The 21,872-nt window shown below is 65.0% G+C and carries 24 protein-coding genes; 20 read left to right on the top strand and 4 right to left on the bottom strand.

The window, feature by feature from the left end:
* Window positions 1–360 (top strand): DUF6708 domain-containing protein (locus tag MHZ91_RS17875; protein WP_239214999.1); only part of this gene is annotated, 360 nt, incomplete at its 5' end.
* A 106-nt stretch (window positions 361–466) separates the two neighbouring features.
* Here the strand turns inward: MHZ91_RS17875 and queC are convergent.
* Entirely contained in the window at window positions 467–1,186 is a 720-nt protein-coding gene (queC, locus tag MHZ91_RS17870) for a 7-cyano-7-deazaguanine synthase QueC (protein WP_105240947.1), read from the bottom strand.
* Between the two features lie 167 nt (window positions 1,187–1,353).
* Here queC and ppc point away from each other — a divergent pair, with 167 nt between their 5' ends.
* The 5 genes from ppc to MHZ91_RS17845 all read left to right on the top strand — a co-directional run bounded on the left by ppc (window position 1,354) and on the right by MHZ91_RS17845 (window position 8,605).
* Window positions 1,354–4,203 (top strand): phosphoenolpyruvate carboxylase, encoded by a 2,850-nt coding sequence (gene ppc, locus MHZ91_RS17865; protein ID WP_239214998.1) that lies wholly within the window; start codon window positions 1,354–1,356, stop codon window positions 4,201–4,203.
* Between the two features lie 23 nt (window positions 4,204–4,226).
* Entirely contained in the window at window positions 4,227–4,664 is a 438-nt protein-coding gene (locus tag MHZ91_RS17860; RefSeq protein ID WP_239214996.1) for a VOC family protein, read from the top strand.
* Between the two features lie 738 nt (window positions 4,665–5,402).
* Window positions 5,403–6,338, top strand: a complete 936-nt coding sequence (locus tag MHZ91_RS17855) for a 3-hydroxyacyl-CoA dehydrogenase family protein (protein WP_239214994.1) — start codon at window positions 5,403–5,405, stop codon at window positions 6,336–6,338.
* A gap of 170 nt (window positions 6,339–6,508) precedes the next feature.
* Window positions 6,509–7,849 carry a short-chain fatty acid transporter gene (locus tag MHZ91_RS17850; RefSeq protein ID WP_175122169.1) on the top strand — a complete coding sequence of 447 codons (1,341 nt, stop codon included), beginning with the start codon at window positions 6,509–6,511 and terminating at the stop codon, window positions 7,847–7,849.
* A 27-nt stretch (window positions 7,850–7,876) separates the two neighbouring features.
* The gene (locus MHZ91_RS17845) at window positions 7,877–8,605 is read left to right on the top strand and encodes an SDR family NAD(P)-dependent oxidoreductase (RefSeq protein WP_056559783.1); all 729 of its coding nucleotides are present in this window, start codon (window positions 7,877–7,879) and stop codon (window positions 8,603–8,605) included.
* 53 nt (window positions 8,606–8,658) lie between these two features.
* Here the strand turns inward: MHZ91_RS17845 and MHZ91_RS17840 are convergent, their stop codons facing one another.
* Window positions 8,659–9,441 (bottom strand): IclR family transcriptional regulator, encoded by a 783-nt coding sequence (locus MHZ91_RS17840; RefSeq protein ID WP_239214992.1) that lies wholly within the window; start codon window positions 9,439–9,441, stop codon window positions 8,659–8,661.
* Between the two features lie 193 nt (window positions 9,442–9,634).
* Here MHZ91_RS17840 and MHZ91_RS17835 point away from each other — a divergent pair, with 193 nt between their 5' ends.
* The 6 genes from MHZ91_RS17835 (at window position 9,635) to MHZ91_RS17810 (ending at window position 13,502) form a co-directional block, all read left to right on the top strand.
* A complete protein-coding gene (locus MHZ91_RS17835) occupies window positions 9,635–10,324 on the top strand; it encodes a 3-oxoacid CoA-transferase subunit A (protein WP_056559787.1) in 690 nt (229 codons plus the stop codon).
* The gene (locus MHZ91_RS17830) at window positions 10,321–10,965 is read left to right on the top strand and encodes a 3-oxoacid CoA-transferase subunit B (RefSeq protein WP_175184882.1); all 645 of its coding nucleotides are present in this window, start codon (window positions 10,321–10,323) and stop codon (window positions 10,963–10,965) included. The genes MHZ91_RS17835 and MHZ91_RS17830 overlap by 4 nt, the downstream gene beginning before the upstream one ends.
* Before the next feature lie 72 nt (window positions 10,966–11,037).
* Complete coding sequence (gene catC / locus MHZ91_RS17825) at window positions 11,038–11,313, top strand: muconolactone Delta-isomerase (protein ID WP_056559790.1); 276 nt, start codon at window positions 11,038–11,040, stop codon at window positions 11,311–11,313.
* Between the two features lie 12 nt (window positions 11,314–11,325).
* The gene (locus tag MHZ91_RS17820) at window positions 11,326–11,622 is read left to right on the top strand and encodes a YciI family protein (RefSeq protein WP_105240952.1); all 297 of its coding nucleotides are present in this window, start codon (window positions 11,326–11,328) and stop codon (window positions 11,620–11,622) included.
* 54 nt (window positions 11,623–11,676) lie between these two features.
* Window positions 11,677–12,456 carry a 3-oxoadipate enol-lactonase gene (gene pcaD / locus MHZ91_RS17815; RefSeq protein WP_239214991.1) on the top strand — a complete coding sequence of 260 codons (780 nt, stop codon included), beginning with the start codon at window positions 11,677–11,679 and terminating at the stop codon, window positions 12,454–12,456.
* 5 nt (window positions 12,457–12,461) lie between these two features.
* Window positions 12,462–13,502 (top strand): cyclase family protein, encoded by a 1,041-nt coding sequence (locus MHZ91_RS17810; protein ID WP_175122165.1) that lies wholly within the window; start codon window positions 12,462–12,464, stop codon window positions 13,500–13,502.
* A 144-nt stretch (window positions 13,503–13,646) separates the two neighbouring features.
* Here MHZ91_RS17810 and MHZ91_RS17805 read toward each other — a convergent pair whose 3' ends face one another.
* A complete protein-coding gene (locus tag MHZ91_RS17805; protein WP_175139528.1) occupies window positions 13,647–13,973 on the bottom strand; it encodes a PsiF family protein in 327 nt (108 codons plus the stop codon).
* Between the two features lie 245 nt (window positions 13,974–14,218).
* Here MHZ91_RS17805 and MHZ91_RS17800 point away from each other — a divergent pair, with 245 nt between their 5' ends.
* Both MHZ91_RS17800 and MHZ91_RS17795 read left to right on the top strand, forming a co-directional pair.
* The gene (locus MHZ91_RS17800; protein WP_175122163.1) at window positions 14,219–14,560 is read left to right on the top strand and encodes an FxLYD domain-containing protein; all 342 of its coding nucleotides are present in this window, start codon (window positions 14,219–14,221) and stop codon (window positions 14,558–14,560) included.
* Window positions 14,561–14,745: 185 nt separating this feature from the next.
* Window positions 14,746–15,396 (top strand): carbonic anhydrase, encoded by a 651-nt coding sequence (locus MHZ91_RS17795; RefSeq protein ID WP_105241734.1) that lies wholly within the window; start codon window positions 14,746–14,748, stop codon window positions 15,394–15,396.
* Window positions 15,397–15,450: 54 nt separating this feature from the next.
* On the opposite strand, the gene MHZ91_RS17790 is transcribed toward MHZ91_RS17795, so the two are convergent.
* Window positions 15,451–16,128 (bottom strand): GntR family transcriptional regulator, encoded by a 678-nt coding sequence (locus tag MHZ91_RS17790; protein WP_105240957.1) that lies wholly within the window; start codon window positions 16,126–16,128, stop codon window positions 15,451–15,453.
* A gap of 206 nt (window positions 16,129–16,334) precedes the next feature.
* Between MHZ91_RS17790 and MHZ91_RS17785 the strand changes: the two genes are divergently transcribed.
* From MHZ91_RS17785 to MHZ91_RS17760, 6 genes are all read left to right on the top strand, one after another.
* Window positions 16,335–17,129 (top strand): SDR family NAD(P)-dependent oxidoreductase, encoded by a 795-nt coding sequence (locus MHZ91_RS17785; RefSeq protein WP_239214989.1) that lies wholly within the window; start codon window positions 16,335–16,337, stop codon window positions 17,127–17,129.
* A gap of 82 nt (window positions 17,130–17,211) precedes the next feature.
* Window positions 17,212–18,426, top strand: coding sequence for an ABC transporter substrate-binding protein (locus tag MHZ91_RS17780; RefSeq protein WP_239214986.1), 1,215 nt, complete (start codon window positions 17,212–17,214; stop codon window positions 18,424–18,426).
* Window positions 18,427–18,493: 67 nt separating this feature from the next.
* Entirely contained in the window at window positions 18,494–19,396 is a 903-nt protein-coding gene (locus MHZ91_RS17775) for a branched-chain amino acid ABC transporter permease (RefSeq protein WP_191578257.1), read from the top strand.
* Window positions 19,393–20,394 (top strand): branched-chain amino acid ABC transporter permease, encoded by a 1,002-nt coding sequence (locus tag MHZ91_RS17770; RefSeq protein WP_239214983.1) that lies wholly within the window; start codon window positions 19,393–19,395, stop codon window positions 20,392–20,394. The genes MHZ91_RS17775 and MHZ91_RS17770 overlap by 4 nt, the downstream gene beginning before the upstream one ends.
* Window positions 20,391–21,155: an ABC transporter ATP-binding protein gene (locus MHZ91_RS17765; protein WP_191578259.1), complete on the top strand. Its 765-nt coding sequence runs from the start codon at window positions 20,391–20,393 to the stop codon at window positions 21,153–21,155. The genes MHZ91_RS17770 and MHZ91_RS17765 overlap by 4 nt, the downstream gene beginning before the upstream one ends.
* On the top strand, window positions 21,148–21,867 hold the full coding sequence (locus MHZ91_RS17760; RefSeq protein WP_239214980.1) for an ABC transporter ATP-binding protein: 720 nt from the start codon (window positions 21,148–21,150) through the stop codon (window positions 21,865–21,867). The genes MHZ91_RS17765 and MHZ91_RS17760 overlap by 8 nt, the downstream gene beginning before the upstream one ends.
* The last annotated feature ends 5 nt before the right edge of the window (window positions 21,868–21,872 follow it).

Raw genomic sequence — 21,872 nt, 5'->3', positions numbered from 1 at the left:
TTGATCAACCAGCTCGGCGGGAATCGCCGGCAGTTCCCTCAGCGGTGTCTTTTTCTTGGTAGCCATACATGCTCCTTGAGCAACATGTTAGGCCCCAAACACAAAATTTATGACACTCCCGTGGAACCCGGTACTAACAAAGTGGTAACACGCTTCCACTTAAATACTGACGCTGCTAACACCTCAAATTTCTGGGCCTACGTGTGCGCCTACATGCAGAACGGCATCGAAGGCCTCGACCCCGATCGCGCCGAACCGCGGGATGCCAACGACGTCGCCCCGTACAACCTCGCTTTGCGTCTAGCCCCAAGAGTTCAATGGCCTGCGGATATGGATCTGGAATCCCGAACCGCACCATGAAGGCGGGTGAGGCCGGAGATTCGATCCATTTCCCCGAAGCGGCCGTTCGCCAGCCGTTTGCTGCGGTTCCTGCGTCTGTTCCAAGCACCAGAAAATAACCGGCAGCTCACCCCTCAGCCGCCGAAGCCACCACCCACTTCTCCCACCCGATCTTCCTCAGCTTGCAAGCCGGGCACTCCCCGCACCCATAGCCCCAATCATGCCGAGCCCCCCGCTCCCCGAGATAACACGTATGGCTTTCCTCGACGATCGTCTCCACCAACGCATCACCCCCCAGCGCATAAGCCAACGCCCAGGTCTCCGACTTATCGATCCACATCAACGGCGTCTCGATCGTCACCCGTGACCCAAGCCCAAGCCCCAGCGCCACCTGCTGCGCCTTGATCGTGTCATCCCGGCAATCCGGATACCCGGAAAAATCCGTCTCGCACATTCCACCCACCAGCACATCCAACTGCCGCCGATATCCCAGCGCCGCCGCCAGCGTCAGAAACAGCAGATTGCGTCCCGGCACAAACGTATTCGGCAAACCATTCGCCTGCATCTCGATCGCCCGGTCGCTGGTCATCGCCGTATCGCCCACCTGCCCGAGCACCTTCAGGTCCAGCAGATGGTCCTCGCCCAAACGCGCCGCCCAGTCCGGAAAATTGGCCCGGATCTCGCGCAGCACATTCAGCCGCGCCGACAGTTCGATGTGATGGCGCTGTCCGTAATCGAACGCCACCGTCTCCACATGCGCATAGCGTTCCAGCGCCCAGGCGAGACAAGTGGTGGAATCCTGCCCGCCCGAAAACAGCACGAGCGCGCGACGTTGATGATTTTGCATAAAGGGGGCTTCTGGAATAACGAAGGGATACCCCGCACTTTAACCGAGCAAACCGCCTCCCCCGTAAGGAACGCTGCGTAAAATCGACCGATCATTTTCAAGGTTTGCCCGCAACGCCCGCTTCGATTTAATCCCCTTCCAACCGCCGTCAGACGGATCCCCGCACGATGAATGCCAAGCGCACGCAGTCCGATTCCGCAGAACCCTTGCGTCACGATATCCGGCTGTTGGGCCGGTTGTTAGGAGAGGTCATAGAAGAATGCGAAGGCAAGCGCGTCTTCGACACCATCGAGACCCTGCGCCGCACCGCCGTCAAATTCCGCCGCGAAGGCCACGACGCCGACAGCAAACTGCTCGAACAGCGCGTCAAACGCCTGCAAGGCAGCGACCCCAACTCCGTCGCCCGCGCCTTCAGCTACTTTCTGCATCTGGCCAACATCGCCGAAGACCGCGACCAGAACCGCCGCCAGCGCGCCCGCGCGCTCACCGACGGCACGCCCGCCCGCGGCAGCCTGCGCGAAGCTATTCAGATCCTTGGCGGACAAGGCGTCAGCGTTGCGCGCATCCGCCGCCTGCTGGCCGAAGCGTGCGTCATGCCCGTCCTCACCGCGCACCCCACCGAAGTCCAGCGCAAAAGCACCCTCGACGTCCACCGCGAAATCTCCACCGCCCTCGCCCAACGCGAAGCCCAGTTGACGCCCGACGAGCTCGCCGAACTCGACACCGCCCTGCTCGGCCGCGTCGCCACCCTGTGGCAGACCCGCATGCTGCGCTACACGCGCCTGACCGTCGCCGACGAAATCGAGAACGCGCTCTCCTACTACCGCAGCACCTTCCTGCAGGTCATCCCGCGCCTCTACGGCGACCTCTCCAAGCTGCTCAACCGCGAATCCGCCAAGCCCTTCGCCGCCCCGCCGCCGCCGCTCGAACCCTTCCTGCGCATGGGCAGCTGGATCGGCGGCGACCGCGACGGCAATCCGAACGTCGACGCCACCACGCTCGAGCGCGCCCTCCTGCGCCAGGCCACCGTCCTCTTCGAACACTACCTCCAGGAAGTCCACGCCCTCGGCGCCGAACTCTCCATCACCACCCTGCTCATCGCCGCCGATCCCGAACTGCTAGCGCTCGCCGAGCGTAGCGGCGACGACTCCCCGCACCGCCGCGACGAACCCTACCGGCGCGCCCTCGTCGGCATCTACGCCCGCCTGGCCGCCACCGCGCTGCGCCTCACCGGCCAGAACCTCGCCCGCCGCAGCACCGTCGCCGCCCCCGCCTACGACGCGCCCCAAGAGCTTGCCGCCGACCTCGCCGTCATCGCGGCGTCACTCGGCGCCCATCACGGCGCCCCGCTGGCCAAGCTGCGCCTGTCCGGCCTGCAGCAGGCCATCGAAGTCTTCGGTTTTCACCTCGCCACCGTCGACCTGCGCCAAAGCTCCGACGTCCACGAAGCCGCGCTCGCCGAACTCTTCTCGCGCGCCGGCGTCACCCACAACGGCAAACCCCTCGACTACCTCGCGCTGTCCGAAGATGAACGCGTAGACATCTTGCGCACTGAACTCGCGCAGGCACGCCCCCTGGCCTCCCCCTGGATCGCCTACTCCGAAGACACCACCCGTGAACTCGCCGTCCTGCGCGCCGCCGCCGCCGGCCGCGCCCGCTACGGCAAACAGGCCGTGCGCCAGACCATCGTCTCGCACACCGAAACCCTCAGCGACCTGCTCGAAGTCATGGTCCTGCAGAAAGAGGCCGGCCTCATCGCCCCCGCCGGGCAAGACATCGCCCCCGAAGACGGCCTCATGGTCGTCCCCCTTTTCGAAACCATCCCCGACTTGCAGCGCGGCGCCGACATCATGGCCGCCTGGCTCGACCTGCCCGAAATCCGCCAGCGCGTGAAGCGCGCGCAAAACGGCGCCCAGGAAGTCATGCTGGGTTACTCCGACAGCAACAAGGACGGCGGCTTCCTCACGTCCAACTGGTCGCTCTACCAGGCCGAACGCGCACTCGTCGACGTCTTCTCCACCCGCAACGTCCGCCTGCGCCTCTTTCACGGCCGCGGCGGCTCCGTCGGACGCGGCGGCGGTTCCAGCTTCGACGCCATCCTGGCCCAGCCCCCCGGCACCGTCGCCGGCCAGATCCGCCTGACCGAACAGGGCGAAGTCATCCAGAGCAAATACAAGGACGCCGAAGTCGGCCGCTGGCACCTTGAACTCCTCATCGCCGCCACCCTCGAATCCAGCCTCGCCCCCCGCGCCGAAGCCACCAGCGCCGAAGACGCCCACATGGCCCACCACGGCCCCGCCATGTCCTTCATGTCCGACACCGCGCAACGCACCTACCGCGGCCTCGTCTACGACACCCCCGGCTTCGCCGAATACTTCTTCGCCGCCACCCCCATCAGCGAAATCGCCGGCCTGAACATCGGCTCCCGCCCCGCCTCCCGCAAGAAAGGCCAGCGCATCGAAGACCTGCGCGCGATCCCGTGGGGCTTCTCCTGGGCCCAATGCCGCCTCATGCTCACCGGTTGGTACGGCATGGGCTCCGCCATCGAGGCCTATCTCGAAACCGGCGCCCCCGACGCCCCCCGCTCGCGCCGCGGCCGCCTTGCCCAACTGCGCGAAATGGCCCGCGACTGGCCCGCCTTCCGCACCTTGCTCTCCAACATGGAAATGGTCCTGGCCAAATCCGACCTCGCCATCGCCGCCCGCTACGCCCAACTCGTCCCCCAACGCGCCCTGCGCGAACGCATCTTCGGCGCCATCAGCGCCGAACACGGCCGCACGCTCGCCATGCTCAAACTGCTGACGCAACGCGAACTGCTCGCCGACAACCCCACGCTGCAGATCGCCTTGCGCGAACGCTTCGCTTATATCGACCCGCTGAATTACCTGCAGGTTGACCTCATCCGGCGACATCGCGCGGTGCAGAAGAATCCCAACGCAGAGGTCGACAAGCGCGTGCAACGCGCGATCCACCTGACGATCAACGGGATCGCGGCGGGGCTGCGGAATTCGGGATAGGCGGCACGCCCAGGAGCGAAAAAATGTTCTCGCACATCTTCGTCGGCATCACCGACTTCGACCGCGCCCTGAGCTTTTACGACGCCCTGTTCGAGATTCTGGGCGTCGAATCTCGCTTCTGCGAACGAGACCGGCCATGGGCGGGTTGGCAAAGCGCCGGCCAGCAACGCCCCTACTTTGCCATCAGCAGGCCGCACAACGGCCAGCCCCATGAACCGGGCAACGGTCAGATGGTCGCCTTCATGGCCAACACCAGAGAGGCGGTACGCCAGGCGCATGCACGCGCGCTGAAGAACGGCGGCACCTGCGAGGGCCCGCCAGGCCTGCGGCCCGAGTATCACGCGCATTACTACGGTGCTTACTTCCGCGACCCCGACGGCAACAAACTATGCGTGGTCTGCCATCGCGCGGACGACGACGAAATCCTGCCGCAGGCTGAGCCCGCCCCCCACCACCCATAGAAAGACTCAGGCGGCGCTTCGCAGCCACTTCGCTGATTCACTCGCCCCGCAATCGCGAAGCGTCATCACACCAACGCAAGACACCGCGTAAGCCCCGCCAGGCCGCCCGCGCGGCCGTCGCGGGGCGGGCATCGCAAGATGCTTCAAACCCGCGTCGGCCGAGATAAGAATCTCAAGAACCCGCTCGACCCAGCGACCGCGAAGTTCAATCCACCGAGCCCGGCGCGTCGTCGGCCTGGGGTGCGCGGGGCGTGTAGATGCGCCCGAGGGAATCGGAAGGCAGTCGCCGGAGGCGACAACGACGATGACGACGGGGCAGTCCGGAGCGAAGGCTCCGGACCGCAATCGTAGCCCCGCGCGCCCCAGGCCGACGACGTGCCGGGCGTCAAAAGAACACCGCCCACCGCAAGACCGCAGCCCGCCTGACAAGATCAGCGCCCTTCACCGCATCACAAGCATCAGCCCACCAACCTACTTCGGCCCGTATACCGCGGCCAGCTCCCGACCACACCCACCGTCCACCCACCGAACACCGCGAATCCCCCATTTGTCCACCCCCAGCAACTTTTAGTACTATCCCCCACAGAAATTCTATACACGCACAAATGTTCGTATATAGAACACAAAGATTTTTCTGGCCAAGCCGCGCACAGAAAGGCACCCCGGACGAGACAGCATCACCCCTGGTCCCCGCGTGCCCGCCTGCAAGCAGCAGCCGCAAGCACCAAGCGAGCCATCATGGACACTCCCCTCAAGAATCTCGCCGTCATCGGCGCAGGCGCCATGGGCAGCGGCATTGCCGCGCTGTTCGCCTCGAAGGGACTCGACGTCGTTTTGATTGACCCCGTCGAAGGCGCCCTCGAGCGCGCGTTGAAGACCATCGAACGCCAGCTAAACGTCTACGCCCCCGGCCAAGTCCAGCAAGCCATCCAGCGCATCCGCCTCGAACCAGGCCTCGAAGCCGCCGCCACCAGCGACCTCGTCATCGAAGCCGTCCCCGAAAACCTCGATCTCAAGCGCGGCATCTTCGCCAAACTCGACACCCTGTGCCCCGCACACACCCTCTTCGCCACCAACACCTCCGGGTTGTCGATTAACGCCATCGCCAGCGCCGTCCAGCGCCGCGACCGCTTTGTCGGCACCCACTTCTTCACCCCCGCCGACGTCATCCCCCTAGTTGAAGTCGTCCGTAACGACGACACCTCCGAGGACACCGTCGCCAAAGTCATGGCCTCCCTGCGCTTCGGCGGCAAGCGCCCCGTTCTCGTGCGTCAAGACATCCCCGGCTTCATCGCCAACCGCATCCAGCACGCCCTCGCCCGCGAAGCCATCTCCCTGCTGGAGAAAGGCGTCGCCAGCGCAGAGGATATTGACGAAGTCGTCAAATGGAGCCTGGGCATCCGCCTCGCCCTGTCCGGCCCCCTCGAACAGCGCGACATGAACGGCATTGACGTTCACTACGCCATCGCCAGCTACCTGTACAAAGATCTCGAAAACCGCACCGAACCCTCCGACCTGCTCAAAAGCAAAGTCGACAGCGGCCACATCGGCGCCAAGAGCGGACAGGGCTTCTACACCTGGAGCCCCGAACGCCGCGAGCGCGTCCTGCGCGAAAAGAGCGCCGCCCTCGGCGAACTGGCCGCGTGGCTGAACGGCAAAGCCAGCGGCTCCTGAGTCCGTTCTCAAGCATTCACAAAAAGCGCGGCGGCCATGACCGACCGCGCCATCGGGCCACGAGCCCACCCACACAAAGAAAAGCAATCGTCCGGCACGCCCGCATCGTCACCCGATGACCCGCGCCGCCGGACATCAGAGAACCGCCTTACGGAGTTGTTGGAGGCACCATGAATAAATTGGCTTCATTCTTTACCGAGCTGATGCGCAAGTATCTGCCCGATCCCTTTGTCTTTGCGATCGCGCTCACCTTGCTCACCGTGCTTCTGGCCATGGGCATCGAAGGCCAGGGCATCGGCGACATCACCCGCGCCTGGGGCAAAGGCTTCTGGAGCCTCCTGGCCTTCACCACCCAGATGGCCGTCATCCTGGCAATGGGCTACGTGCTGGCCACCGCACCGCTCACCGACCGCCTGCTCAACCGCATCGTCAGCCACGTCCACAAGCCGCACACCGCCATCATCGTCGCCACCCTCGTCGGCGGCGTCGGCAGCTACCTGAACTGGGGCTTTGGTCTTGTCATCGGCGGCATCGTCGCCAAAAAGCTGGCATTGAAGGTCAAGGGTGTTCACTATCCCCTGATCATCGCCGCCGCCTACAGCGGCTTCACCATGTACGGTCTGGGCCTGTCCGCCAGCATCCCCGTCCTCGTCGCCACGCCCGGCCACCCCACCGCCGCGCAGATGGGCACCATCCCGCTGTCGGAAACCATCTTCTCCGTGCCCATGCTGCTCACCAGCCTGGTCATCATCATCACCCTGCCACTGCTCAACGCCTGGCTGCACCCCAAGAAGGGTGAGGCCATCGTCGAAGTCGACCCCAACATCGACCGCGACGCCAACGCGTCCAACGCCGCCGAAGACATGCTCGAAAAGGGCACCATCGCCTCCAAGCTCAACAACAGCCGCCTGCTCAGCATGCTGATCGGCGCGCTCGGCGTGGCCTACGTCGTCTTTCACTTCATGGACGGCGGCTCGCTCGACCTGAACCTCATCAACTTCATCATCCTGTTCCTGGGCATCATCTTGCTCGGCACGCCCGCCGCCTACGTCGCCAAGCTGACCGAAGGCATCAAGACCATCTCCGGGATCATCCTGCAGTACCCGTTCTACGCCGGCATCATGGCCATCATGGCCGCCTCGGGTCTGGTCACCACGATCTCCGCGGTCTTCGTTGACGTCGCCACGCCCGAAACGCTGCCGTTCTGGGGCCTGATCAGCTCGTTCGTCATCAACTTCTTCGCGCCGTCCGCCGGCGGCCACTGGGTCATCCAGGGTCCGTTCATGATCGACGCCGCCAAGGAAATCGGCAGCGCGCTCAACCAGACGACCATGGCCGTCATGCTGGGCAACGCCTGGAACGATCTGGTGCAGCCCTTCTGGATCCTGCCCGCGCTGGCCCTGTCCAAGCTCAAGCTGCGCGACGTGATGGGCTATACCGTCATCATGATGCTGTGGGTCGGCGTGATCCACATCACCGCCGTCCTCGCCTGGGGCTACCTGACCCATTGAGTTCTTGAACACTGAACGGAAACCGATATGACCAAACCCACCGCATATCTCGTCACCGGCGGCAGCGCCGGGATCGGCGCCGCCATCATCCGCATGCTGCTCGATGCCGGCCATAAGGTCGTCAACATCGACTACAAGCTGCCCGAGAATCCGCCGGCGGGTCTGGTCTCGTATCAGGCCGATCTGACCGATGAAGCGCGCACGCAGGAAGTCGCGCGCGAAGTCACCAGCGCGTTCAACATCGTCGGTCTCGTCAACAACGCCGGCGCCACACGGCCCGGCACCGCCGACACCGCCACGCTGGCCGACCTGGACTACGTCGTCAATCTGCACCTGCGCACCGCGCTCATCCTGGTGCAGGCCGCGCTGCCCGCCATGCGCGAAGCCGGCTTCGGCCGCATCGTCAACATGTCGTCGCGCGCCGCGCTGGGCAAGCCGGACCGCGTGGTCTATTCGGCCACCAAGGCCGGGCTCGTGGGCCTGACGCGCACGCTGGCCATGGAACTGGGCGGCGACGGCATCACCGTCAACGCCATCGGTCCCGGCCCGATCGCCACCGACCTCTTCACCAAGAGCAATCCGGCCGGCGCCCCGCAGACCGAGCGCATCATCAACAGCATCGTCGTCAAGCGCCTGGGCACGCCGGAAGACGTCGCGCGCGCCGCGATGTTCTTCCTGTCGCCCGACAACGGGTTTGTCACCGGCCAGATGCTGTATGTCTGCGGCGGCACGACGCTCGGCGTCGCGCCCATCTGATCGCGGCCGCCATGTCCGTCCGGACCCATCCCTCTGCCGCCCGCAGGCTTGGCCTAGCGGCGCAGCAGCGCGTGGTTGATCTGGTCGGCGGCGCGGCGCAGCGGCGGCAAAAACGCTTCCAGCATCGCCTCGCGCGAAAACCGGTTGGCGTGACCGCTGACGTTCATCGCGGCGATCACGCGGCCGCTGCGGTCGATGATGGGCACCGCCACGGATTGCAGGCCGGGTTCCAGCTCCTGCGCCACGCAGGCGTAGCCGTCGGCACGCACGCCGGCCAGCACGCGCTTCAGCTCGGCAACGTCCGTGACGGTTTCCGCCGTGTAGGTCTGGATCTGGCTCATCGCCAGCACCCGGTCCAGCTCGGCTTCCGGCAGGCCCGCCAGCAGCACGCGGCCCATCGACGTCACCCATGCCGGCAACCGGCTGCCCACGGCCAGATTGATCGTCATCACCTTATGCGTCGACAGACGCAGGATGTACACGATGTCGGCGCCTTCCAGCACCGACACGGAGCACGATTCGCGCGTCAGCTCGGCCACTTCTTCCATGTAGGGCAGCGCCAGGTTCCACAGTGGCGTGCCCGACAGATACGCGTAGCCCAGTTCCAGGATGCGCGGGGTCAGCGAGAACTTGCGGTCGTCGGCCGTGACGTAGCCCAGGTGTTCCAGCGTCAGCAGGATGCGGCGCGCGCCGGCGCGGGACAGCCCCGTCACCGCGGCCACCTCGGACAGCGTCATCTGCGAACGGTCGGGGCCGAAGGCCCGGATCACCGACAGGCCGCGCGCGAAGGACTGCACGTAACTGTCGCTGGGTTGCTGGGGATCTTGCTCGGCCATCCGTCTGGTTCCACGAGTAAAAGGCCCGCCGCGGCGAGCCTGCGTTGCCCCTTGCGGGCGACTCCGAACGATGGAGAGTGCGGCGTGCGGGCTTGCCTTGACGCCTTCGCATTCCCCATGAAACGATGTTCTTCAGAAGAACGAAAGTTCGAAAGAAGAACAAATTATGACACGCCACCTATGAGCGAACATCATGATCTCTAAGACTGTTGCAAGCGCTGCCGCCGCCCTGGCGGACGTCCCCGATGGCGCCACCGTCATGATCGGCGGCTTCGGCACCGCCGGGCAGCCCATGGAACTGATCGACGCCCTGCTTGAACAGGGCGCCAAGGACCTGGTCATCATCAACAACAACGCCGGCAACGGCACCACGGGGCTCGCCGCCCTCTTGGGCGCCAACCGCGTGCGCAAGATCATCTGCTCGTTCCCGCGCCAGGCGGACTCGCAGATCTTTGACGGCCTGTACCGCAGCGGCAAGCTGGAACTGGAACTGGTGCCCCAAGGCAACCTGGCCGAGCGCATCCGCGCCGCTGGCGCCGGCATCGGCGCGTTCTTCACGCCCACCGGCTACGGCACCCCGCTGGCCGACGGCAAGGAAACCCGCGAGATCAACGGCCGCCAGTACGTGCTGGAGTATCCGCTGCACGCCGACTACGCGCTGATCAAGGCCGAGCGCGGCGACCGCTGGGGCAACCTGGTCTACCGCAAGACCGCCCGCAACTTCGGCCCCATCATGGCCAGCGCCGCGCGCGTGGCCGTGGCGCAGGTCCGCGAGATCGTCGAACTGGGCGAGCTCGACCCCGAAACCGTCGTCACCCCCGGCATCTTCGTCAAGCGCGTCGTGCAGATCGCAGGCCAGCAGGCCGCCAAGGAGCAGCAATGAGCACCAAACTGACCCGCGACCAGATCGCCGCCCGCGTCGCGCAGGACATTCCGGAAGGCGCCTACGTCAACCTGGGCATCGGCCTGCCCACGCTCGTCGCCAACCACCTGCCGGCCGGCCGCGAAGTCATCCTGCATACCGAAAACGGCATGCTGGGCATGGGCCCCGCGCCCGCCAAGGGCGAGGAAGACTACGACCTCATCAACGCCGGCAAGCAGCCCGTCACCGAACTGCCCGGCTGCTCGTTCTTCCATCACGCCGATTCGTTCGCGATGATGCGAGGCGGCCATCTGGACATTTGCGTGCTGGGCGCCTTCCAGGTCTCGCAGCATGGCGACCTGGCCAACTGGCACACCGGCGCGCCGGACGCCATCCCCGCCGTCGGCGGCGCGATGGACCTGGCCATCGGCGCCAAGGACGTCTTCGTGATGATGGAACTGCAGACCCGCGAAGGCCAGAGCAAGCTGGTCGAGGCCTGCACATACCCGCTGACCGGCGTGCGCTGCGTGTCGCGCGTGTACACGGATGTGGCCGTGTTCGACATCAACAAGGATGGGGTGACGGTCACCGATATCTTTGGCGACATGACCGCCGATGAGCTGCTGCGCCTGACCGGCCTGCCGCTGAAGTTTGCGAACTGAATTCCCTTAGTTTCCGCCTTAATTGCCGCTACACCGCCCCGCGCGCCGGGGCGGCATCATGGAGAGTCCATCATGTTGTTCATGGTTCAAATGCAGGTCAATCTGCCCGTCGACATGCCCGCCGAACGCGCGGACAAACTGAAGGCTGACGAAAAGGCCCTGGCGCAGCAGCTGCAGCGCGACGGCAAGTGGAAGAGCCTGTGGCGCGTTGTCGGCCGCTACGCCAACGTCAGCATCTTCGACGTCGAAAACAACGACGAGCTGCACACGCTGCTGTCGTCGCTGCCGCTTTTCCCGTACATGGATATCGAAGTCACCGCGCTCGCGCGCCATCCCTCGGCGATCTGACAGGAGCCTCGCATGCCCTACATCATCGAAACCTTCGACAAGCCCAATCACCAGGAAATGCGCCAGCAGCACCGTGCCAAGCACCTGGAATACCTGGACGCCAACAAGCAGCTTCTGCTGGCGTGCGGCGCCAAGCTGCAGGATGACGGCAAGGATGCGGGCGGCGGGCTGTATATCGTCGACGTCGACACGCGCGAAGCCGCGCAGCAGTTCATCGACGCCGATCCGTTTGCGCAGGCCGACCTGTTCGACCGCGTAACCATCACCCGCTGGCGCAAAGCCTACGTCGACGGCGTCTGCCACCTGTAATACCCGCGCGGCCGCCTGCTTGCGCGGCCGCCGCCTCCCCCAAAGGAATTCCACATGGCTTACGCCGATCTCAGCCAGGCACGGCTGTTCTACGTCATCGATGGCCCCGCCGACGCGCCGGTGCTCGTGCTCTCCAATTCGCTGGGCACCAACGCCGACATGTGGGCCCGCCAGATCCCTGAACTGACCCGCCACTTCCGCGTGCTGCGCTACGACACCCGCGGCCACGGCAAGTCGTCGGTCCCCGAAGGCGAATACAGCTTCGAGCAGCTGGGCAACGACGTCGCCGAACTGCTGGCCCACCTGGATATCAAGCGCGCGCACTTCTGCGGCCTGTCGATGGGCGGCCCGACCGGCCTGTGGCTGGCGCTGGCGCGACCCGAACTCGTCGGCAAGCTGATCCTGTGCAACACCGCCGCGCGCATCGGCTCGGCTGAAGGCTGGAGCACCCGCATCGCCGCCGTGGCCGAGCAGACGCTCGAAAAGATGGCGCCCACGCTGGTCGAACGCTGGCTGACCGACGGCTATCGCGCCGCCGAGCCGGGCCTGACGCAGGTGCTGATCGACATGCTGCGCCGCACGCCGGACGCCGGCTACTCGGGCAACTGCGCCGCGCTGCGCGACGCCGACTTCCGCGAGCAGGTGTCGTCCATCACCGCCCCCACGCTGGTCATCAGCAGCACGCACGACCTGGCTGCCACGCCCGCGCAAGGCCAGGAACTTGCGGCTGCCATTCCCGGCGCGCGCTACGTGGAATTGAATACCTCCCACATCTCGAACTGGGAGCAACCGGAAGCCTTCACCCGCGTGGTCGTCGACTTCCTGACGGAGTAAGCCGCATGCAACGCTGGAAGCATCGGCCCGAAGGCTCCAACTGGGGCGACTTCGGGCCCGACGACCAACTCGGCCGCCTGAATCTCATCACCGAAGAACAAGTCCTGAAGGGCGCACGCGAGATCCGCGCCGGCAAGACCTTCTGCCTGTCCCTGCCGCTGGACCTGCCCGGCGGCAACGTGCTCAACCCGCGGCGCCACCCGCCGCAATTGAGCCCCACGAAGCTCAAGGACACCCCGTACCTGAACTTCCCGTTGAAAAACGTCAACCCCGACGCGCTCGACGTGTTGAGCGACGACCAGGTGCTGCTGTCCATGCAGTACTCGACGCAGTGGGACGCGCTGGCGCACGTGGGCGCATTGTTCGATGCCGATGGCGACGGCACACCCGAGCTGCGCTACTACAACGGCTTTCAGGCGGGCGTGGACGTTGTGGGACCCAATGATGGCGATCACACCGGCTGCGGTTGCAACAGCGGCGGCCCGTCCGCCGCGCTGAAGCTGGGCGTTGAAAACCTGGCGCAGAAAGGCATGCAGGGCCGCGGCGTGCTGGTCGACCTGTTCCGCCATTACGGCCCGGGCCGCACGCTGATCGGCCACGCCGAATTGATGCACGTGCTGGCAACGGATGGCATCACGATTGAGCGCGGCGACATGCTGGTGCTGCGCACCGGCTACGCCGAAGCCGTGGTCGCGATGAACGGCACGCCCGACCCCGAGGTGCTGCACACCTACGGCGCCGCGCTGGACGGCACCGACGACGCGCTGCTGCAATGGATCACCGATAGCGGCATCGCCGCCATCTGCGCCGATAACTACGCGGTCGAGGCCTACCCCGCCCGCGAAAAGTCCGGCGCGCGCCCGATGCTGCCGCTGCATCATCACTGCCTGTTCAAGCTGGGGCTGCCGCTGGCGGAGCTTTGGTATTTGAAGGACCTGGCGGAGTTCCTGTTTGCCAATGGCCGCCACCACTTCATGCTGACTGCGCCGCCGCTGCGCCTGCCGCATGCGATTGGATCGCCGGTCACGCCGATTGCAACGGCGTGACGCGCGGAGCGCCGGTGTCTGGCACCCATACAAGACGGCCCTGAAGCTGCACCTGAGCATCTTGGGTGTCTGACACCCAACAGCATCGGTCAGCGGTCCAAAAAAAACGCCAGACATCGTCTGGCGTTTTTTCTTGCCGGTTGTTCACCCCTTCAAGCACGTGCTCATGAACGTCTTGCGCGCGTCGCCGGCCAGTTTCTGTTCCGCGGCCTTCGCGTTGCAGTCCTTCATCTTCTGCTGCTGCGGCGTCAGTTGCTTGGCCGGCTCCTCGCCCTTCAGGCAACTGCTCATGAACGTCTTGCGGTCGTCGCCCTTCTTGCCTTCGGCGGCCTTGTTGCAGTCCGACATGCGCTGCTGCTGCGGCGTGGGCGTCTTGGCGGTTGAGGGAGCGGCGGGGGTCTGCGCCTGCGCGCCGGCAAAACATGCGGACAACAGGATGGCCGAAGCCAGCTGGCTGGTACGGGAAAGCATGAGTTCCTCCCTTGAGCGCCCCTCGCGCAATGGCACGCGCGACGCGGGCGGCACGGTCCGCCGGCCAAGGCGCCGGCTTGGCAATCATCGAACAAAGCCCCAGCATTGGCAACATCCGCCGCAACCTGTTACCCATTCATCCTTCTGGCCCGTTGTTTCTCGTGGCAGAAAGGAGTGAGATACGCCTGATCCCCGCCGCGATGCCGTACTACCGTCGCCGCCGCGGGCCGTATCAGGAGACAACCATGAAAAAACTCGTCCTTGCCGCGCTCGTCGTGCTGGCCGGCCTGTCCGGCGCCGCTGCCGCGCAAAGCCTTGCCTACGGCATCACCCTGGGCAACGTCCAGGCCGTGCGCGACAGCACCCGCAACGTCTCCACCATTACGGGCTTTCTCGCCAACCAGTCGGAGCGCAACGTCAACAGCGTCCTGCTGACTTACGTCCTGTACGACGCGCAGAACCGCGAGATCGGCAGGGTCAGCGAAGATGTCGTCGGCCCGTTCGCGCCCGGCCAGATCAAGGTGGTCAAGGCGATCACGCCGCTGGAATTCGCCCGGGTGAATGCGCTGGACGTCGCCGCGCGCTAGGTCAGACCGCCGCCCGGCCAGCCGCCAAAAACCCTTTTCTGATCAGGGTTTAGACAGGTGGATATCAGGCCAGTTATGGGAAAATCGCGTCTGCCGACTCGATAACAGGGGCTTCCAAACGAAGCCCCTTATTGCGTATGCCGGCGCGCCAGCAAGCCTGGCCTCGATACTAGGAAGTGAAGATCATGTTTCCCAAAAGACTCTCCGAAGGCTATCAATCTTTCCTGGACGGCCGCTTCCAGACTGAAAGCAGCCGCTATCAAAAGCTGGCCGAAATCGGCCAAAGCCCGGAAATCCTGATCATCGGATGCTGCGACTCGCGCGTGTCGCCCGAAGCGATCTTCGACGCCGGCCCCGGCGAGATGTTCGTCGTGCGCAACGTGGCCAACCTTGTGCCGCCCTGTGACCCGGACTCGGAATCGTCGTACCACGGCACCAGCGCCGCCATCGAATTCGCGGTCAACGGCCTGAACGTCAAGCACATCGTCGTGCTGGGCCACGCGTCCTGCGGCGGCATCCGCTTCTTCTTCGACGACGCCACGCCGCTGAGCAAGAGCGATTTCATCGGCAAGTGGATGTCGCAGATCGAACCCGTGGCCAAGGGCATGTCCCCGGATACCGGCGACCGCCAGGCCAACCTGAAGCGCCTGGAACTGGCCACCGTCGCGCACAGCCTGAACAACCTGATGACGTTCCCGTCCATCCGCCGCCGCGTCGAAAAGGGCGAGCTGGAACTGCACGGCGCGTACTTCGGCGTGGCCACCGGCGTCCTGTTCCTGCGCGATCCGGACACCGGGGAGTTCAAGCCCTGCCTGGAAACGGGCATTACGGAATAAGCAGCGTGGGCCAGCGGCCCGCGCCAATTGCCCGCGCCAGGCGCGCCGGATCGTTCAGACCCGGTACGCCTGGGCAAGCCTTTCGTAGTTGTTTTTCAGGATGATGCCGGCGTAGTACACATGCTCGCGCATCAGGTCCTCGGCCCGCGCCCCATCGCGGGCGATGATGGCGCTCACGATCCGATGGTGGTCATCGTGCGAGCGCAGGATGATCCCATGGTCTTCCCACAGGATGATCCGGTCCGACGCATAGGGAATCGCCTGCGCCTGCGTCGCGAACCTCCTGACCCAAGGATTGCCCGCCGCCTCCAGAATGCCGTTGTGCAAGGTGATGTTGACCTGCTGATACGGCAAGTGGTCTTCGGGCAACAGTTCGCCCTTGGCAAGAATCCGGTCGCCCTCGTCCAGGCAGTTCTTCAGCACCGCCACCGCATCGTTTGACAGCCCGCGCTGCGCCGCCTGCCGGCACGCCAGCCCTTCCAGGGCGGCCCGCACCTCATACGCCGCCACGATTTCCCCGATGTCGTATGCCCGCACGGTATAGCCGCGCTTGGGCAAGTGTTCGAGCAGGCCTTCGTTGCCCAGTGTGGCGAGCGCCGCGCGCACCGGCGTGCGCGACACCCCCAGCTTTTCGGCTAGCGGGATTTCTTCCAGTCGCGCGCCGGGGCTGAATTTGCCGTGCAGCACCCAGTCCCGAAGCGTGTCCGTGACGTGTTGAGATAGCGTATCCATGGCCGAATTGTATACATGAAGAATACATACGGCGACTCGTCTCCGTCCCGCATCCGGGATTCCCTTAGTACCTCTGCTGTAAATCAAACGGCGTTCAGGGTAAGCACCTATACCTGCGGCACGGCCATGTATACATAATCGCAAAAAATCAGACAGGCGGCCGGCCTCATACCCAGGCTGAACGGCACGCCACGGAAGGAGACAGCATGACCAATGTATCCAAGCCAGCCACCGCTGGCCCGGCGCCCCGACTCGCGCTTGTCACCGGCGGCGGCGGCGGCATCGGCGCAACGATCTGCCGCGAACTGGCGCAGGCCGGCCTGCGCGTGGTGGTGTCGGACGTGGACGCCGGACGCGCGCGGCGCGTTGCCAATGAACTGGGCGCACCGCACGCCGCTCACGCCTTCGACGTCAGCGACGAAGCGGCCGTCGAAGGCGCGTTCGAGCAGATCGAACGCCAGCACGGGCCCATCGCAGTGCTGGTCAGCGCCGCCGGATTGCTGCTGTTCCAGGAAAACGGTGAACGCCCCCTTATCAAGGACACGTCGCTCGACATCTGGGATCGCAGTTTTGCCGTGAACGCGCGCGGCGTGTTCCTTTGCGGCCGCGCATACCTTCGACGTCGCGAGGCTGCGCCTCTGGCGCATGGCCGGATCGTCACCTTCACGTCGGTCGCCGCGCAGCTTGGCGGCTACCGCTCAAGCGCCTCTTACATTGCCGCCAAATCCGCCGTCCTCGGCCTGACCAAGGCGATGGCCCGGGAAGCCGCCCACCTTGGCATCACGGCCAACGGCATCGCGCCGGGCCTGATCGACACCGACATGCTACGCAGCACCGTCACGAGCAGCGGTGCGCTGGCCGCGGCCGCCCAGGCTATTCCGTTGGGCCGCATCGGCTCGGCGGAGGAAGTGGCCGCCGCCGTGCGGTTCCTGGTATCGGAAGACGCGGGCTATATCACCGGCAGCGTCATCGACGTGAACGGCGGATATCGCATGCAGTAAGGGTTACGGGCGGCATGGCCGTCAGCGCAGCAAGAGCGTCATCCACCAAAGACGCGCACTTAAAAAGAACGGGAGACAAAGCATGAACCAACGTAGTCGCTATGCGGCCGCTGCCGCGCTGTGCGTCCTGGCCTTGTCGGCCACCGCGCAGGCGCAGCAGGAACCGGGGATCACGGACAAGACCATCAAGATAGGCGTTTTTGCGCCGCTGTCGGGCAGCGGCATGGCCTACGGTTTTGACGTGTTCAATGCCGCCAAGATGTGGTACGCCAAGGTCAACAAGGAAGGCGGCGTGAACGGTCGTCAGATCGAGCTGGTCATCGAAGACGACCGCTGCAACGCCAACGATCTTGTCGCCGCCGTAAAGAAGCTGAACGAGCAGGACAAGGTCTTCCTTCTGAACGGCGGATCGTGCTCGGCAGCTGTCGTCGCATCGCGCGAATACATCGAGCGCGAGAAGGTGCCGCTGGTCATGCTGAACGCCTCCGGCGACGGCGCGCTTTACCCGCCGTCCAAGTACATCTACGGCGCCTTCTCGATCTCGCAGCACGCCGTTGGCGGGTCAATGGTGCAGTTCGCATCGGAACACTTGAAGGCCAAGAAGATCGGCTACATCAATCACGACGACGCGTACGGCGGCTGGAACCTGGAAGCCGCGAAGGCTCAGGCAAAGCAGCTTGGCGATCCGGCGCTGCAGGTGCAGTCGGTCAATCCCAACATCACGGACGTGACCGCGCCCATGCTGAAGATCCGCGCGGGCAATCCGGACGTCCTGCTGCTGACCACCTATGCGCGTCCCGCCGCACTCATCATCAAGAAGGCGCACGAACTGGGCTGGAACAAACCGATCGTGCTGGCGGTCAACGGCACGGCGGACCTCAAGCAGCTCGTGGAGAACGTGGGCAACAAGGACGCCTTTAAGAACGTCTACATCCAGGACGTTTTGGCCGACCTGCCAGGCGGCCCGAAGCTGACCTGGGTGTACGACATGTACAAGCAGTCCTATCCCGACCTGGCGGCCAAGCCCGGGCATCCGCAGTCCTACATGCCCTACGGCATTCCACCCGCCATGGCGGTGGTGAACGCGCTGAAGGCCGCCGGCCCCCAGCCCACGCGCGAGAAGGTGCTGCAGGCGCTGGAAACCATGAAGTTTGACTCCGGCGTCATGGCGGGCCCCATCGAGTTCGGCCCCGGCGACCGCGCCGCGCAGGAAGCCGCCATCTACATCAAGTTCGACGGCACGAACATGACCCTCGTGCCGGGCGCCTTCAAGAGCACCTGGCAGTACCAGAAGTAAACCCGCGGTCCGTCACGGGCCACGCCCGCGCGATGGCGCAGCATCGCGCGGGCCGCCGGAGAACATCATGAGCTTTGCCGATACCTGGTTGTTCCTGCAGCAGGGGGTGCTGTCGGGACTGGTGACGGGCAGCGTGTATGCGTTGCTGGCCGTTGCCGTCGTCATTATCTTCAAGACCACCGATGTACCGAATTTCGCCCAGGGCGAGATCTTCATGGTGGGCGGTTACATCGCGCTGTTCCTCATCCTGGTGATGGGGTGGCCCTACCTTGCGGTCATTCCGGTCACGCTGGTCGGGGTGGCCGTCCTGTCGGGACTATTCCAGCGCGTGGTCATGGAACGCGTCATCGCGTCCAAGGGCGTGGGGGTGCAGATGGTCATCGCCACGCTCGGTCTCGCGTACGCCCTGAAGGGACTTGTGCGAACCTCGGGGTTGGGCGATACCCCGCGATCCCTGCCGCCGCTCGCATCGACCGATGCCGTCATCATCGGCGACGCCGTGCTGACCCGGCTGGACCTGCTGATCTTCGCCGTCGCGGTCACCGTCATGCTGCTGCTCTTTGGCATGTTCACCTACACACGCGTCGGCCGGGCCATGCGGGCCGTGGGCATGAACCCCAAGGCGGCGCGGCTGACGGGCGTAAACCTGACACGCATTCGCATGATGGTGTGGGCGCTGTCTGGCCTGATCTCAGCCGTCGCCGCGCTGCTCATCACACCAAAGATCCTCATCACGCCCGACATAGGCCACATCGCCATCCTGGCCTATGCCGCCGCCATCGTGGGCGGCATCACCAGCCTGCCAGGCGCGGTGGTTGGCGGATTCGTGATCGGCATCGCCGAGAACCTGGTGGGGCTGTTCATTTCGACCAACGCCATCGTGGTGGCGCCGTTCGTGGCGATCATGGTCGTGCTGCTGTTGCGCCCGCAAGGATTGCTGGGCGGCAAACTGCAGGTGAAAAAAGTATGAGCAACAAGATCGATCGAATCCTGCTGGCGCTCATGGCTGTCGTGCTGATGGCGCTGCCGTTCATGGCTAGCGGCTATGTCATTTACGTCGTCAATCTGCTGATGGTGTTCGTGGTGCTGGCGCTGGGCCTGCATCTGGTCATCGGCGAAACCGGGCAGTTTGCGTTGTCGCACGCGGCCTTCTACGGCGTCGGCATCTACACGGCCGGCCTCATCAACAATCTGTGGCATCCGCCCTTCTTCGTCTCCATCATCGCGGGCGGACTGCTGGCCGCCGCGTTGGGCTACCTGATTGGCGCGCTTGCGCTGCGCATGCGCGACATCTATCTGGCCCTGTCCACGTTCGCGTTTGGTGAAGCGATGCAGTGGGTGTTCCTGAACTGGCAATCGGTCACCAACGGGTCGAACGGATTCCGCATCTCTCCCGCCACGCTGTTCGGCTACGCACTGGTATCGGACGTCAAGGCCTACCCCTTCGTCGTGGTGATCGCCGCGCTGCTGCTGTGGGCCACCGTCGCCTTGTCGCGTTCGCAGCTGGGATCCGCGTTCCGCGCCGTACGCGAAAGCGACATTGCGGCGCAGGCGATGGGCGTGAACGTCAACGCCATCAAGCGTACCGCGTTCACGCTGTCGGCCGCCTACGCCGGCATCGCCGGCGGCATGTACACGCTGTTTGCGTCGTTCATCCATCCCGAAAGCCTGGGGTTTCAAACGACCATTCTGATCCTGACCATGGTCGTCGTCGGCGGGATCGGTTCCGTGCGCGGCGCCATCGCCGGGGCTTTGGCCTTCGGGCTGATTTCGGAGCTGCTGCGCCAGGCGCTGTCCTTCCAGGAAATCATCTACGGCTTCATCCTGATGGGCTTCATGATGTTCGCGCCCAAGGGCCTGTTCGCCGGTCGCGCGGCCCGTCGCGCGCCGCCGCCGGCAGCGCCCTTGCCCGCGGCTTCGCGGGCGGCCGCCACCGCGTCCAAGTCCCCTCAAAGGAGCGCAGCATGAGCACCCATCCCTACCTGGACGTGCAGGGCCTGACGGTGAAGTTTGGCGGGCTGACCGCCATCAACGGGCTATCCATGCAGGTGGAACGCGGCCACATCCACGCGCTGATCGGACCCAACGGCGCCGGCAAGTCGACGACTTTCAACTGCGTATCGCGCTACTACCGCCCCACGAGCGGCAGCATCACGTTCAACGGCGCCGACATCACGGGCAAGAAGCCGCACGAGATGGCGGCGCTGGGCGTGGCGCGCACCTTCCAGAACCTGGAACTCTTTGGCGCCCTCAGCGTGCGCGAGAACGCACTGCTAGGCACATACGCGCACGGCGCGAACAGCGTGGGCAAGCTGCTGCGGCCCGCCGCGGCCGAGGCGCGGGAGCGCGTGGAACATCTGCTGGAGCGCGTCGGCTTGGCCGACTTCCTGGATACGCCTGCGTGCAGCCTGGACTTCGGCCGCCAGAAGATGCTGGAACTGGCACGCGCGCTGGCGATTTCGCCGCAGCTGCTGTTGCTGGACGAACCCGCCGCGGGGCTGCGCAATCGGGAAATCGAAACGCTGGACCGGCTGTTGACCGAACTGTGCGAACGCGACGGCATCACGGTGCTGCTGGTGGAACACGTGATGCAACTGGTGATGTCGATATCGGATCGCATCACCGTCATGTCGTTTGGCGAGAAGATCGCCGAGGGTACACCCGGGGAGGTACGCAGCAATCCCCGCGTCATCGAAGCCTATCTGGGCAAGGGAGCAGCCGGTGGCTGAGATTCTGCTGGAAGTCGATGCGGTGTCGGCCGCCTACGGCAACATCCGCGCACTGCAGGACGTATCGCTGAAAGTCCCGCAAGGCGCCATCGTGGCGCTGCTGGGCGCCAATGGTGCGGGCAAGTCCACGACGTTGAACGTGATCTCGCGCCTGGTCTCGCCCACGGCGGGCGCCGTGCGATTCGCGGGCGAACCCATCCATCGCCTGTCCGCCGACGCGGTCGTGGGCCGCGGCATCGTGCAGGTGCCGGAGGGGCGCGAGATATTCCGCGAGATGAGCGTGCGCGAGAACCTGGAAATGGGCGCCTACCTGCGCCGCGACCGCGCCGAGGTCCGGCAGGACATGGACATGGTGTGCGACACCTTTCCGCGCCTGCGCGAACGCTTCGAGCAAAAGGCCGCCACGCTCTCCGGCGGCGAGCAGCAGATGCTCGCGACCGGCCGGGCCATGATGGCGCGGCCTCGCATGATCCTGATGGACGAGCCGTCCATGGGGCTGTCGCCCCTGGTGGTCGAACAGATCTTCGACATCATCCTGCGGCTGAACCGCGAACAGGGCATCACGATTCTGCTGGTGGAACAGAACGTGAAGCTGGCGTTATCGGTGTCCAGCCACGCGTACATCCTGGAAAACGGCGAGATCGCACTCGACGGGGAATCTGCCGCGCTCGCGAGCGACGAAGGCGTGCAGCGCGCCTATCTGGGCGCCTAGGCGCA

It is taken from the genome of Achromobacter sp. ACRQX, assembly GCF_022346505.1.
GTDB lineage: Bacteria > Pseudomonadota > Gammaproteobacteria > Burkholderiales > Burkholderiaceae_B > Achromobacter > Achromobacter animicus.
Note: the sequence above shows the minus strand (reverse complement) of the source record. Positions and strands in the feature narration are given on the sequence as shown.

Excerpts from the sequence above, each read along its gene's own strand:
- queC (WP_105240947.1), bottom strand. The coding sequence starts at position 1,186 with ATGCAAAATCATCAACGTCGCGCGCTCGTGCTGTTTTCGGGCGGGCAG.
- ppc (WP_239214998.1), top strand. The coding sequence starts at position 1,354 with ATGAATGCCAAGCGCACGCAGTCCGATTCCGCAGAACCCTTGCGTCAC.
- MHZ91_RS17860 (WP_239214996.1), top strand. The coding sequence starts at position 4,227 with ATGTTCTCGCACATCTTCGTCGGCATCACCGACTTCGACCGCGCCCTG.
- MHZ91_RS17855 (WP_239214994.1), top strand. The coding sequence starts at position 5,403 with ATGGACACTCCCCTCAAGAATCTCGCCGTCATCGGCGCAGGCGCCATG.
- MHZ91_RS17850 (WP_175122169.1), top strand. The coding sequence starts at position 6,509 with ATGAATAAATTGGCTTCATTCTTTACCGAGCTGATGCGCAAGTATCTG.
- MHZ91_RS17845 (WP_056559783.1), top strand. The coding sequence starts at position 7,877 with ATGACCAAACCCACCGCATATCTCGTCACCGGCGGCAGCGCCGGGATC.
- MHZ91_RS17840 (WP_239214992.1), bottom strand. The coding sequence starts at position 9,441 with ATGGCCGAGCAAGATCCCCAGCAACCCAGCGACAGTTACGTGCAGTCC.
- MHZ91_RS17835 (WP_056559787.1), top strand. The coding sequence starts at position 9,635 with ATGATCTCTAAGACTGTTGCAAGCGCTGCCGCCGCCCTGGCGGACGTC.
- MHZ91_RS17830 (WP_175184882.1), top strand. The coding sequence starts at position 10,321 with ATGAGCACCAAACTGACCCGCGACCAGATCGCCGCCCGCGTCGCGCAG.
- catC (WP_056559790.1), top strand. The coding sequence starts at position 11,038 with ATGTTGTTCATGGTTCAAATGCAGGTCAATCTGCCCGTCGACATGCCC.
- MHZ91_RS17820 (WP_105240952.1), top strand. The coding sequence starts at position 11,326 with ATGCCCTACATCATCGAAACCTTCGACAAGCCCAATCACCAGGAAATG.
- pcaD (WP_239214991.1), top strand. The coding sequence starts at position 11,677 with ATGGCTTACGCCGATCTCAGCCAGGCACGGCTGTTCTACGTCATCGAT.
- MHZ91_RS17810 (WP_175122165.1), top strand. The coding sequence starts at position 12,462 with ATGCAACGCTGGAAGCATCGGCCCGAAGGCTCCAACTGGGGCGACTTC.
- MHZ91_RS17805 (WP_175139528.1), bottom strand. The coding sequence starts at position 13,973 with ATGCTTTCCCGTACCAGCCAGCTGGCTTCGGCCATCCTGTTGTCCGCA.
- MHZ91_RS17800 (WP_175122163.1), top strand. The coding sequence starts at position 14,219 with ATGAAAAAACTCGTCCTTGCCGCGCTCGTCGTGCTGGCCGGCCTGTCC.
- MHZ91_RS17795 (WP_105241734.1), top strand. The coding sequence starts at position 14,746 with ATGTTTCCCAAAAGACTCTCCGAAGGCTATCAATCTTTCCTGGACGGC.
- MHZ91_RS17790 (WP_105240957.1), bottom strand. The coding sequence starts at position 16,128 with ATGGATACGCTATCTCAACACGTCACGGACACGCTTCGGGACTGGGTG.
- MHZ91_RS17785 (WP_239214989.1), top strand. The coding sequence starts at position 16,335 with ATGACCAATGTATCCAAGCCAGCCACCGCTGGCCCGGCGCCCCGACTC.
- MHZ91_RS17780 (WP_239214986.1), top strand. The coding sequence starts at position 17,212 with ATGAACCAACGTAGTCGCTATGCGGCCGCTGCCGCGCTGTGCGTCCTG.
- MHZ91_RS17775 (WP_191578257.1), top strand. The coding sequence starts at position 18,494 with ATGAGCTTTGCCGATACCTGGTTGTTCCTGCAGCAGGGGGTGCTGTCG.
- MHZ91_RS17770 (WP_239214983.1), top strand. The coding sequence starts at position 19,393 with ATGAGCAACAAGATCGATCGAATCCTGCTGGCGCTCATGGCTGTCGTG.
- MHZ91_RS17765 (WP_191578259.1), top strand. The coding sequence starts at position 20,391 with ATGAGCACCCATCCCTACCTGGACGTGCAGGGCCTGACGGTGAAGTTT.